This is a genomic window from Acinetobacter sp. AR2-3, assembly GCF_001878775.1.
Taxonomy (GTDB): Bacteria; Pseudomonadota; Gammaproteobacteria; order Pseudomonadales; family Moraxellaceae; genus Acinetobacter; species Acinetobacter lwoffii_D.
Genome location: NZ_MJIQ01000032.1, coordinates 86,752 through 97,973, shown reverse-complemented (window position 1 = coordinate 97,973; position 11,222 = coordinate 86,752). Strand labels below are relative to the sequence as shown.

At 41.6% G+C, this 11,222-nt stretch carries 13 protein-coding genes; 6 read left to right on the top strand and 7 right to left on the bottom strand.

From position 1 onward, the window contains the following. The first annotated feature begins 2 nt into the window (after positions 1 to 2). Positions 3 to 560, top strand: a complete 558-nt coding sequence (gene rsmD, locus BFN00_RS04695) for a 16S rRNA (guanine(966)-N(2))-methyltransferase RsmD (RefSeq protein WP_071850604.1) — start codon at positions 3 to 5, stop codon at positions 558 to 560. 87 nt (positions 561 to 647) lie between these two features. Here rsmD and BFN00_RS04690 read toward each other — a convergent pair whose 3' ends face one another. Then, positions 648 to 860 carry a hypothetical protein gene (locus tag BFN00_RS04690; protein ID WP_005104632.1) on the bottom strand — a complete coding sequence of 71 codons (213 nt, stop codon included), beginning with the start codon at positions 858 to 860 and terminating at the stop codon, positions 648 to 650. 246 nt (positions 861 to 1,106) lie between these two features. Here BFN00_RS04690 and BFN00_RS04685 point away from each other — a divergent pair, with 246 nt between their 5' ends. The 3 genes from BFN00_RS04685 to BFN00_RS04675 all read left to right on the top strand — a co-directional run bounded on the left by BFN00_RS04685 (position 1,107) and on the right by BFN00_RS04675 (position 3,164). After that, on the top strand, positions 1,107 to 1,841 hold the full coding sequence (locus BFN00_RS04685; protein WP_071850603.1) for a sulfite exporter TauE/SafE family protein: 735 nt from the start codon (positions 1,107 to 1,109) through the stop codon (positions 1,839 to 1,841). A gap of 100 nt (positions 1,842 to 1,941) precedes the next feature. After that, the gene (locus BFN00_RS04680) at positions 1,942 to 2,703 is read left to right on the top strand and encodes a 3-oxoacyl-ACP reductase (protein ID WP_071850602.1); all 762 of its coding nucleotides are present in this window, start codon (positions 1,942 to 1,944) and stop codon (positions 2,701 to 2,703) included. 134 nt (positions 2,704 to 2,837) lie between these two features. Continuing rightward, complete coding sequence (locus BFN00_RS04675) at positions 2,838 to 3,164, top strand: hypothetical protein (protein ID WP_071850601.1); 327 nt, start codon at positions 2,838 to 2,840, stop codon at positions 3,162 to 3,164. A 71-nt stretch (positions 3,165 to 3,235) separates the two neighbouring features. On the opposite strand, the gene BFN00_RS04670 is transcribed toward BFN00_RS04675, so the two are convergent. After that, positions 3,236 to 3,784 (bottom strand): 1-acyl-sn-glycerol-3-phosphate acyltransferase, encoded by a 549-nt coding sequence (locus BFN00_RS04670; protein ID WP_171260762.1) that lies wholly within the window; start codon positions 3,782 to 3,784, stop codon positions 3,236 to 3,238. Between the two features lie 362 nt (positions 3,785 to 4,146). On the opposite strand from BFN00_RS04670, the gene BFN00_RS04665 reads away from it, so the two are divergent. Further along, entirely contained in the window at positions 4,147 to 5,313 is a 1,167-nt protein-coding gene (locus tag BFN00_RS04665) for a hypothetical protein (RefSeq protein WP_071850599.1), read from the top strand. Positions 5,314 to 5,351: 38 nt separating this feature from the next. On the opposite strand, the gene BFN00_RS04660 is transcribed toward BFN00_RS04665, so the two are convergent. Further along, complete coding sequence (locus tag BFN00_RS04660; protein WP_071850598.1) at positions 5,352 to 6,506, bottom strand: LuxR C-terminal-related transcriptional regulator; 1,155 nt, start codon at positions 6,504 to 6,506, stop codon at positions 5,352 to 5,354. Between the two features lie 227 nt (positions 6,507 to 6,733). Between BFN00_RS04660 and BFN00_RS04655 the strand changes: the two genes are divergently transcribed. Then, complete coding sequence (locus BFN00_RS04655; RefSeq protein WP_071850597.1) at positions 6,734 to 7,228, top strand: copper resistance protein NlpE; 495 nt, start codon at positions 6,734 to 6,736, stop codon at positions 7,226 to 7,228. A 66-nt stretch (positions 7,229 to 7,294) separates the two neighbouring features. Here the strand turns inward: BFN00_RS04655 and groL are convergent, their stop codons facing one another. From groL to BFN00_RS04635, 4 genes are all read right to left on the bottom strand, one after another. Continuing rightward, the gene (gene groL, locus BFN00_RS04650) at positions 7,295 to 8,929 is read right to left on the bottom strand and encodes a chaperonin GroEL (RefSeq protein WP_004279474.1); all 1,635 of its coding nucleotides are present in this window, start codon (positions 8,927 to 8,929) and stop codon (positions 7,295 to 7,297) included. A 70-nt stretch (positions 8,930 to 8,999) separates the two neighbouring features. Then, positions 9,000 to 9,290 carry a co-chaperone GroES gene (locus tag BFN00_RS04645; protein WP_004646315.1) on the bottom strand — a complete coding sequence of 97 codons (291 nt, stop codon included), beginning with the start codon at positions 9,288 to 9,290 and terminating at the stop codon, positions 9,000 to 9,002. Between the two features lie 168 nt (positions 9,291 to 9,458). After that, positions 9,459 to 10,235 (bottom strand): metallophosphoesterase family protein, encoded by a 777-nt coding sequence (locus tag BFN00_RS04640; protein WP_004646314.1) that lies wholly within the window; start codon positions 10,233 to 10,235, stop codon positions 9,459 to 9,461. Next, the gene (locus BFN00_RS04635) at positions 10,216 to 11,154 is read right to left on the bottom strand and encodes a diacylglycerol/lipid kinase family protein (RefSeq protein WP_034606170.1); all 939 of its coding nucleotides are present in this window, start codon (positions 11,152 to 11,154) and stop codon (positions 10,216 to 10,218) included. Before BFN00_RS04635 ends, BFN00_RS04640 begins: the two co-directional genes overlap by 20 nt. Between the last annotated feature and the right edge of the window lie 68 nt (positions 11,155 to 11,222).

Here is an 11,222-nt window from a genome sequence, read left to right as displayed (position 1 = left end):
AGATGAAAAACCAGCTTCGAATTATTGGTGGTGACTGGAAACGCCGCCAATTGCCTTTTGCCAGCATTGAAGGTTTGCGCCCGACGCCTGACCGTGTTCGGGAAACACTGTTTAACTGGCTAATGTGGGATGTACAAAATGCCCAGGTGTTGGATATTTGTGCCGGTTCTGGGGCATTGGCGTTTGAGGCATTATCGCGTGGTGCTGCATCAGTGGTGATGATTGAGCCGGATCGTACTCAGGCACAATTTTTGACCCAAAATCTTGAGCTTTTAAAAGTCACCAAAGCCCGTGCTCAATTAAAGGTAGCTACAGCACAGCAAGCCTTGCCCGCTCTTCAAACACAGTTTGATCTGGTTTTTCTAGATCCGCCATATAGCCTGGATTTATGGGAAGAACTCGCGCTAAAGGCAGATCCTCTGATCAAGGACAATGCCTATATTTATGTAGAAGCAGACCGTGATTTAAAATTGCTTAAATTGCCATCCTCATGGCACTTAATTAAAAATACCAAAGCCGGTACAGTTCGTGCCGGGCTTTATCAAAAAAGTATTTCTTGATTTAAATTGTTTTGAAGAGGCATTAAAAAAGGATTCCTCTGTGGAATCCTTTTTGTCATTGTAGTCAGTCAAATTTAAAGACTGTGATTAACGATCACGGCGCCAGTCGCGGTTATCTCGGTCACGTTTCCAATCCCGATGATCTTTATGGTCCTTATTTTTCCAGTCATGATCTCTGTGGTCTCGATCATAATGTCCATTACGATCTCTGTTGCCACGATAATCATCATCCCAAGGATCAACCACACAACCGGTTAATGACACAGCCAATACAGAAAGTAATATCACTTTTTTCATCATGTCCATCACCTCTTACTGCACTCTGTCAGTATCAGGCGAGTTCATGGAGAGTGAACGGAGCCATTGTTGCACTCTTGTAGAGATTTATACATGTTTTATGCATGGCCGTAAACCTCTTTTTTCTTAATTAGCATGCATGCTTTTATGAGAATTTGAACTTTCATTTGCATAAATCCAGCTAAATGGAAGCTTGGCTTTTGTTTAAATCTTGAGAATACTGCTGCCTTTGCTTATGACCTGATCTTTATGACTTGGCTGTTATTTATTCTTGGTGCAATGGTCGCAGGTTTTGTCCAGGGGCTGACCGGCTTTGCCTTTGCCCTGATCGCCATGTCTTTCTGGGTCTGGGTGCTGCCTCCGCAACTGGCCGCGCCCTTGCTGGTATTTGCCTCGATCTGGAGTCATGTGATTTCACTCAGTCAGGAAAAAAAGCAGCTAGTTTTATCCAGGCAGTTGGTGCTGCCTTATCTGATTGCTGGTCTGATTGGCGTGCCGCTGGGTACTTATCTGTTGCAGATCATTCAAGCAGATACCTTTAAGATGATCTTGGGATTTTTTCTGGTACTGTGGTGTCCGGTGATGCTATTCAATCCGCAATTCAAAACAATTCAGCATTCAGGAAAATTGACTGATAGCTGCATCGGTTTTATTGGCGGAATTTTAGGAGGACTGGGCGGTTTTTGCGGTGCCATTCCTTCGGCCTGGGTGATGTTAAAACAATTACCCAAAACCCAGCAGCGCTATATTTTACGGCACTTTAATTTTGCAATTCAGCTTTTCACGCTGGGTACTTATGTATGGCAAGGCCTGATCAATCAAAGCCATTTACCCTATATGGCCTTGCTGATTGTTTTTGTGAGTATTCCGGCAATTTTAGGCGCAAAGCTATTTTATAAAATTTCAGAATTACTGTTTAAACGCGTGATCTTAAGTTTACTCTTGAGCGCAGGCTGTTTTCTATTAGCGCCCCAATTCATTTAAGCACAAGATCAAGCCGAATCTGTCTTCCCCCCGCCAAAGCTTGAATCCGGTGAAATAACTGCTATGTTAAGGCCAATCTTTCACAATATAGATCATCATTATGCAAATTCGTGATCAGATTGTTCTTGTTACGGGCGGTGCGCGTGGTTTGGGTTTGGCCATTACTCAAGCTTTACTGGCTGAGGGTGCGCGCGTGGTCGTCAATTATCATAGCAGTCAGCAGCAAGCTGAACAGCTGGCCCAGCAACATCCAGACCAAGTCTTTATTTATCAGGCAGATGTGACCCAAGTTGATCAGGTACGCGCGTTATTTGCCGCGGCTAAAACCCATTTCGGTGAAGCAATTCATGCTGTAGTCAATAATGCACTGATTCAATTTGAATTTAATGGCGATGCACGCCCTAAAGTAGAAACGCTGACTTGGGAAATGTTGCAACGGCAATTTAGCGGTGCAGTACAGGCTGCCTTAAATACCACACAAGCCGCTCTGGATGATATGAAACAGGCAGGGTTTGGCCGGATCGTGAATATTGGTACAAACCTGGTGCAAAATCCGGTGGTTCCTTATCATGACTATACCACCGCCAAAGCTGCATTATTGGCCTTTACCCGCACCACGGCGCAGGACTTGGGACAATATGGCATCAATGTGAATATGCTCTCTGGTGGCCTGTTACAAACCACGGATGCCAGTAAGGCCACACCTGACATTGTCTTTGACCTGATTGCTCAATCGACGCCTTTACGCCGCGTGATTACACCCGAAGAATTCGCTGCTGCAATCCTGATGTTTTTGTCACCTTATTCACGTGCTGTCACAGGACAAAACCTAATTGTAGATGGCGGCTTGGTTAAAGGTTAGATGTTTAGAGAATGGACTTGGATTTTCAAATTCTGTTGTTCTATTTTTTAACCATTTGGTAGATTAAAAAGGTTTTGTGACCGGGTTTTACTTCTACAATAGTGCGCTCCCATAAAACCTTTAGTCTACTTTCCATGAAATTTATCACGACATTGCTCAGTACCTTGCTACTAGCAGGTTGTATGTCCAGCGATTTGAAGAAGTCCGAACAATTACTGCAAAATTTCCATTGTGCCAAGGTAGATACCGCCCAAATGCCACATAGCAGTATGACCGACTATTATCAGCAGATGTTGTATAGCAGCAAATCCAAAGTCGAATCTTATATCAAACAGTATCATCAGGGTGAAGAGTTATTTGACCTGCCATTGCATGAAGTGGTGGAACAGCAATATGATCTGTATAAAGATGCCTGCCAAAATCTGGGTGGAATTTTGCCGACTTCTGAACATGCCTCTTAAGTCTGTCAATCTTCATGATGATTAGGCAATAAAAAAGCAGGAGAATTTTCCTGCTTTTTTTCAACTCAATTTTAATTCTGATAATAGCGCTGATCTACACTAAAGCATTCAGGGAATTTTGGTTGAATCTCTGCATAAAATGCCATGATTTCTGCCATATCTTTTTCATAATCCCCTGTCGGATAAACGATTTTACCTACGCCAGTTTTCTTCTTGGCATAGTCCATATAGGCCAATGCAATCGGCACACCGGCACTAATCGCTACATGATAAAAACCTGTCTTCCACTGTTCCTGTTTGGCACGAGTTGCTTCTGGCGTGACCAGCATGACCAGTTTAGGATGAGTCTTGAATAAGTCTGTCATCAGCTGAACCATGCTCGGACGAGGCTCACCCGGCTGTTTAGGACGGCGATCAATCCCGATACCGCCCATAGCACGCACAAAAGGCCCAAGTGGCAATTTCATGTAACTGTCTTTAATGGTTAAGCGAACATTTACGCCCAATGCTTTTAAGGCCAGTCGCGCATACAATGCATCCCAATTACTGGTATGAGGAGCAGCAATCATGACACATTGGTCTAAATCTAGGGGCCAACGGTTATCAATTTCCCAACCCATCAGGTTCAGGCTTTGTTCTGCTAACTTCTCAAACACGTCACGCACCAATTCTATTCAAAATTGCGCGAATTTTAGCAACCTAGGCAAATATAGATAGTGCTCTATGAGCAATAAATAAACAATTAATCTATATTTGTATAATTGGAGTTTTTAAATGAATAGTTGATTATTTTTTCCACCTTGAACTTATCTCATACATCAATTTACGGATAGTTCAGATTGCTTCCCAATATCAATAGAAATTTCTTTCTAATTTAAAGGATCCATGCATTAAAAAGCTCTTGACCTCCTAATTTTGGGATATGGCAAAAACGAGGGTCTTTTTATACTGAATCCACATTATAAATTTCAGGAAGATTCTAATGAAAAAGACTTTACTTTGTATTGCTTTAGCGGGGTTACTTAGTGCCTGCGGCAGTTCGGATGATAATGCCAGTACACCTCCAGCAAACAATGTTGGCACCCAAACCGGCGTACTGACGGACGGAATCATTTCAGGGGTGACCTATATCACCAGTAGTGGTGCAACAGGAGTTACCAACGAAAAAGGAGAATTTAAATTTAATGATGATGAAAAAGTAAAATTCTTTATTGGGGGTGTACAACTCGGTGATGAAATTGAAGCAAAGGAGCGTATCACACCATTAGATTTAGTCGAAAGTGAAAATGCGCGTATCAACCTTATGGTTTTTTTACAATCCTTAGATGGAAAAGGTGATCATAGCGATGGCATTCAGATTAGTGATGACACTAAAACAGCCTTCACTGCTGTAAAGCTTAATTTTAACCAAAGTACCACCGACTTCGTAAATGAAGTTGTAACCAAAACAGCCATCACACCAGATCAGTTGATAACACCAGAAAAAGCTTCAGAACACTTCCAAGCGACCTTCTACAAAGATATTGCCGGTACGTGGGAGATTAACCGTACCGATAACAGTGCTGTGTTGATTCACATTCTGGAAGATGGACGCTATGCACTAGGTGAAGCAGAAGCAAAAGATGAGAGTGGTCAAGCAGGCATTGAAATGGGCCGCTTAAAATGGAATGCAACAACAACCGTGATTGAACCGGAAATCCTACATGACACCAATGGTGAATGGGGACTTTCACATCCTGCCGAGAATAAACCTTATTCTTTAAACTTTAATGGAACTCAATTAATTCTTACTGAACCAGGCGTTAGTACTGAATACCGTTTAAATCGGGTTAAGCAGTCTAATAGTCTCGTCGGCACGTGGCGACTCAATGAAACGCACCTATTTGCTTTCTTTGATAATAACTATTATTTCTTCCTAGACACTGAAGGCGGAGATGATTGTGGTTGGCCAGGGATTGAATATGGCAAATATACATTGTCAGCAAATACTCTCACCACAACCGAGGTATTATTCGATACCAACGAGTGTGGTGGATTACAAGATAGTTCAAATGGCAGCAAGACAATTGCAAGCATCAATATATCTAACAACAATCTTATCTTACATCCGCAAGGTGAAGATCCTGTAACTTTACAACGTGTTAAATAACCCATATAAACCGGCTTGAATATGAAATTCAGGCCGGTTTAATCAATATGTTCAAATTGAATGGTACAGCCCATCAATAAATGCATCAGTTCGATTTGCGAACAACATTGGGTTTTTTCATAAATATTTTTAAAATACGTCCGTACCGAACTCAGCGTAATACCACACTGTTCTGCAATATCTTCTATTTTATAACCATTAATTAACAACTCACATAAATCAAACTCTCTTTTGGAAAGCTGGTAACACTGTTGTAGGTAAGTTCTTGACAAGGAATAATGCTGGTTTTTATCCGTCATAAATAATGCAATTTGATGCTGAGCAGACTGTAAATGTTGAATATTTCTTAATTTTTTAAATGGCACCACCGTCAGCATGAATTGCGAGCCTGCCCCATCACTCAACGCCAAGACGCCACCCACTTCAGTCTGAATGGTCGTATCTTCCAGCAAAGCACTTTCCAGAAGCTGATCAAAACGTATCTGCTGACTATAATTGGTTTTTAGACGGTTATGTATATCCAGATCCAGACATGAACTTTGATCAAGCATCTTTTGCGCAACAGGATTGGAATAACTTAAACACAGGTTTTGATCGAGTAGCACAATTCCGGTTTTTAAACTGTCCAATACGGTATACAAGCTTAAATTATCTTGTTGAATCAAGTTGATTTGCCGGTGAATTTGCAAAGCCCGGCGTAAATGAATACTGATACGTCTTAGAAAATCCAGCTCAGGCTGTTCAAAAGGCTGTACTTCAGGTGCACGATGAATACCCAGTACTGCCCAACGATAATTTCCCCGATCCAGCAATACGCCCGCCAGATAAGATACACCACCAGGCTTTAAACACTTCTCATAGAAAACATAATGATCCGTACCCGGCTGTTCTGCATAGTGCTGACAGTTATGACTCAATGCATCGCCCATCTCGATCGCATTCCATAATGGCATATGCAGTTTCATATCAATCACTCTGATACGCTCATCTTGATAAGCGGCCAAACTTTCATTCGGGATATTGTGCGTATAGACAAAATCATAGCCTGGATTAAGCTGATCCAGACCGGTAAAAATTGCACTCTTACTTTTAGTATAGCTCACGATATCTTTGATCACGTCCAGCCACAAAGATGGCAATACAGCAGCGTCATAAATTTTTGCAATCAGATTATTTTCTTGTTCTAATTTCATTATTCCCTCCGCATTATCATTATTTTCTAATCATAGCGTTCAGAATTGGTTAACGAAACAGCATAAAGTGACTTTAAACTTGGCTAAAAATTCTTAAATCCTGCTCACTTATCAATAACTCTGGCCTGATTCACCTAATGAATCAAACTTTAACAAGATTGCCCTATTTATCTGTACTGACTACTTTTAATGTAATTCATAACAAATAATTTAATAGGGTTAAAACAATGAAAAAATTAACGCTTACTGCTGCGATAGCAGTCGTTCTTGCAGGAGCTTTAACCGCCTGTTCAAAGCCCAATGATAATGAGCCGATGAGTAATAATGCTCAATCCAGCCCAGCCATGATGGAGCAAAATAACGCGGATACTAGTGTGAACCGTGCTGATAGCGCAGAAACTTCGCTAGATTGGGCAGGTGAATACGAAGGTGTTTTTCCTTGTGCTGACTGTGAAGGAATTAAGGTCGAGTTAGATCTCAATCCGGATAAAACCTATGAGCTAAATGAGGAATATTTAGGTAAAGCTGGAAATAATGAGACGGAAACTAAAGGTAGTTTCAGTTTTGACCCTCAAGATCCTTCAATCATCACATTAGATAACAAAGCTGAAAACCGTAAATTCTTTGTTGGTGAAAATTTTATTGAAGCACGCGAGATGAAATCAGGTAAAAAAATTGACAGTAATTTAAATTATAAATTAGTTAAAAAGTCCGCATCATAATTTTGTAAACACATAAAAAAATCCCCGCTATTGCGGGGATTTTTTATGAAATGCTCGGATGATGAATTACATCATGCCGCCCATACCACCCATGCCGCCCATATCAGGCATTGCAGGTTTGTCTTCTGGGATTTCAGTGATCATGCATTCAGTGGTCAGCATCAAGCCAGCAACAGAAGCTGCATGCTCAAGTGCAGAACGTGTTACTTTAGCAGGATCAAGAATACCCATTTCCAGCATATCGCCATATTCGCCAGTTGCAGCGTTATAACCGAAGTTACCTTCGCCATTCTTCACAGCGTTGATCACTACAGAAGGCTCATCACCTGCGTTAGATACGATTTGACGAAGTGGTGCTTCAATCGCGCGGCGAAGAATGTTGATACCTACGTTTTGGTCATCATTCGCGCCTGTTACGCCTTCAAGTGCAGATGCAGCACGTACTAGTGCAACACCACCACCCGCAACGACACCTTCTTCAACTGCAGCGCGAGTCGCATGAAGCGCGTCATCTACACGGTCTTTTTTCTCTTTCATTGCAACTTCAGTTGCAGCACCGATTTTGATGACAGCAACACCGCCAGCAAGTTTCGCTACACGCTCTTGAAGTTTTTCTTTGTCGTATTCTGACGTAGATTCTTCGATCTGTGCACGGATTTGCTGTACACGGTCAGCGATTTGGCCAGCGTTACCAGCACCATCTACAATTACAGTATTTTCTTTAGATACAGTTACTTTATGTGCTGTACCCAAGTGATCAAGCGTCGTTTGATCCAACTGCATGCCGATTTCTTCAGAAATTACGGTACCGCCAGTCAAGATCGCAATGTCTTGAAGCATAGCTTTACGACGGTCACCAAAACCAGGTGCTTTCACCGCACATACTTTGATAATACCGCGCATGTTGTTGACAACAAGCGTCGCAAGCGCTTCGCCTTCAACATCTTCAGAAATAATTAAAAGCGGTTTGCCAGTTTTAGCAACAGCTTCAAGTACTGTAATCAACTCACGAATATTGCTGATTTTTTTATCAACAAGAAGAATGAATGGATTTTCAAGTTCTGCTGTCAAAGTATCTTGTTTGTTCGCGAAGTACGGAGAAATATAACCGCGGTCAAACTGCATACCTTCAACTACGTCAAGCGAATCTTCGAAGCCTGAACCTTCTTCAACCGTGATCACGCCTTCTTTGCCCACTTTTTCCATTGCTTGCGCAATCAGCTGACCTACAGTCGTATCAGAGTTAGCAGAGATCGAACCTACTTGTTCAATCGCTTTAGAGTCTGATGCTGGTTTTGCAGTTGCCTTGATGTTTTCAACTACAGAACGTACCGCAATATCGATACCGCGTTTCAAGTCCATTGGGTTCATACCCGCTGTTACTGACTTGATGCCTTCATTCAAAATTGCTTGTGCCAATACAGTTGCAGTCGTTGTACCATCACCTGCGATGTCATTGGTTTTTGAAGAAACTTCACGAACCAGTTGAGCACCCATGTTCTCGAACTTGTCTTTCAGCGTAATTTCTTTGGCAACAGTGACACCATCTTTAGTGATGTGCGGTGCACCAAAAGAACGGTCGATAACAACGTTACGGCCCTTAGGACCCAAAGTAACCTTTACTGCATCTGCAAGGGTGTTTACACCAGCAATCATTTTTGAACGAGCTGAATCACCAAATTTTACGTCTTTAGCTGACATATTTGACTCCGAATATTGTTGTATCTTTACAAAATCTGATTTGGAATGAATAAAACTTTTTTAGCGCAGATTAAGCTTCTAATACCGCTAAAATGTCAGATTCTTTCATGATTAAAAGCTCTTCGCCGTTTACTTTTACAGTAGTGCCTGCATAAGTACCGAACAATACTTTGTCGCCAACTTTTACGTCTAACGCGCGTACGCCATTGTCAGTGATTTGACCATTACCAACTGCAATGATTTCACCTTGAGCAGGTTTTTCAGCAGCCGAACCTGGAAGTAAAATGCCCCCAGCTGTTTTAGTTTCTTCTTCAACACGACGAATAACAACGCGGTCATGTAATGGACGAATGTTGCTCATAAATAACTCCATCAGACTAAGTCTTTTTTAGGTCACTGATGACGACTTAATTATTCCATGGGTCATCATCAAAAATTTTTGATGTCACTTTTATGGAGATGGAATAAAACGCTTCAAGGGCAAAAATGAAAAAAAATTGGTTTTTTTTAACGAATCATAGGTTTTCGTCTATTTATTCGGCAGATCAGCCTTCAACATAAAGGCTTGTGCCACTTCATCGAATAAATATTGAGAAATTTTTCCTGTGGCATCAATCAGATTAAAGCTGTTCGGTTCATCTTTATGTAGACGATTTGACGCAGAAGTCCCTGCATGTACATCATATACAGGATGATCCATCCCCAATCCGAACATCTGATTCAAATCATAAATCGCCGGTTGATGCAGATGCCCATGCAACACCGCAAACAGACCATGCTCTGCCCAGGCCTCTAAAGCAATTTTGGCCATCAATGGGCTGTCCTTGAAACCGCGCTTATTTTGAAAAGGCACATAAAAAGGCTGATGGCTGACAATGATTTTTAATTTGGACGCAGGTGCCTGCGCCAGCGTCAGGTCAATACGCTGAATCTGCTCAAGGGATAAATGCCCTTTGGTATGATATCGACGTCGGATCGAATTCACCCCAATCAGATAAAAATTTTCAGTTTCAAATATTGGCTCCAATTCACCAAAAAAAATCTGGTAACGGGTAAATGGATTGAAAAGCCGATTCCACAAATGATAGAGCGGAATATCATGATTCCCCGGGATCACCATATAAGGCGTATTGAGCTGATCTAAAAATTTTTTGCAGGCAAAGAATTGACCCAAACGTGCGCGCTGAGTCAGGTCACCACTGATGACGACGGCTTCAAGTGGATGGGTCTGACAGAAATGCCGAATCGCTTCTAAACACTCCGGCTTCTCTGTTCCAAAATGCAGATCAGACAGATGCAGGATCATGTGGCACCATTACGTTTAGGCTATCTTTTAATACAGAAATATTGAGTGGCGGGGCCATTTCCACAATTTCCCCATCAATCGCTACCATCAGTTTCTTGGCTCGGGATTCGATTCGAACTTGATCGGCTGCAAAACTATAAACATCCGATGCCTGGTCAATCTTGCCACGAATCAGCTGATACACTAGCTTAAATAAAGTAAGCTTATCACTTTTAGAAACTACAACTCCCGCCACTTTGCCTTTTTCAGCCGCTTCTGCAATGCGCATTTTCATATCCGCCAGTTGCAAGGGATTATTGCCAAAAAAAATCAGTGGTGTTTTTACCGGATATTTCTTTTGATCCACCCAGATTTTTAGTTTTAATTCTTTACGGTCGCGAATTAAAACATCCAGTGCAGAAGTATAGGCATGTAGCGGTAAGCGACCAAAAATACGATTATAGTCTTCACGTTTTTTAATAAATAAAGGATATAGACCTAAACTGGCATTATTCAGATAAATTTCCTGATTGATACGAGCAACATTCATACGTTGTGGCTGTCCTGTCGCAATCACTTTTGCCGCTTCAAGCAAATCCAGCGGAATCCCCAATAATCTCGCCACATAGTTAAAAGTCCCTAAAGGCAAAATACCGACAGGAATTTGCGTATTCAACACATGTTTGGCGACTGTATTTAAAGTGCCATCTCCGCCTGCCGCAACGATGATTCCTGACTCGCTAGATGCCAAATGCTGTTCAAGCACCTCAGTCATAATTTTATCAAATTGCTGTGAATCATTGATTTCATAAGCTTTAGTTTGATAACCCTGCGCTGAAAATATATCGATCAGCTGTTCATAAATGCCTTCTGGCCCCTGTATGCGAAAACCAGCTTTATGATTAAAAATCAGCGATAAGGGTTTAGATTGATTAGACATTTTTCGCACAATTTCATTGAAGCCTATTGGCATTTTGTCCAATTCATAGACAATTAACAGTGGCTTTA

Bases quoted from the DNA above. Each gene is read 5' to 3' on its own strand.
- rsmD (WP_071850604.1), top strand. From the start codon at position 3: ATGAAAAACCAGCTTCGAATTATTGGTGGTGACTGGAAACGCCGCCAA.
- BFN00_RS04690 (WP_005104632.1), bottom strand. From the start codon at position 860: ATGATGAAAAAAGTGATATTACTTTCTGTATTGGCTGTGTCATTAACC.
- BFN00_RS04685 (WP_071850603.1), top strand. From the start codon at position 1,107: ATGACTTGGCTGTTATTTATTCTTGGTGCAATGGTCGCAGGTTTTGTC.
- BFN00_RS04680 (WP_071850602.1), top strand. From the start codon at position 1,942: ATGCAAATTCGTGATCAGATTGTTCTTGTTACGGGCGGTGCGCGTGGT.
- BFN00_RS04675 (WP_071850601.1), top strand. From the start codon at position 2,838: ATGAAATTTATCACGACATTGCTCAGTACCTTGCTACTAGCAGGTTGT.
- BFN00_RS04670 (WP_171260762.1), bottom strand. From the start codon at position 3,784: ATGGGTTGGGAAATTGATAACCGTTGGCCCCTAGATTTAGACCAATGT.
- BFN00_RS04665 (WP_071850599.1), top strand. From the start codon at position 4,147: ATGAAAAAGACTTTACTTTGTATTGCTTTAGCGGGGTTACTTAGTGCC.
- BFN00_RS04660 (WP_071850598.1), bottom strand. From the start codon at position 6,506: ATGAAATTAGAACAAGAAAATAATCTGATTGCAAAAATTTATGACGCT.
- BFN00_RS04655 (WP_071850597.1), top strand. From the start codon at position 6,734: ATGAAAAAATTAACGCTTACTGCTGCGATAGCAGTCGTTCTTGCAGGA.
- groL (WP_004279474.1), bottom strand. From the start codon at position 8,929: ATGTCAGCTAAAGACGTAAAATTTGGTGATTCAGCTCGTTCAAAAATG.
- BFN00_RS04645 (WP_004646315.1), bottom strand. From the start codon at position 9,290: ATGAGCAACATTCGTCCATTACATGACCGCGTTGTTATTCGTCGTGTT.
- BFN00_RS04640 (WP_004646314.1), bottom strand. From the start codon at position 10,235: ATGATCCTGCATCTGTCTGATCTGCATTTTGGAACAGAGAAGCCGGAG.
- BFN00_RS04635 (WP_034606170.1), bottom strand. From the start codon at position 11,154: ATGTCTAATCAATCTAAACCCTTATCGCTGATTTTTAATCATAAAGCT.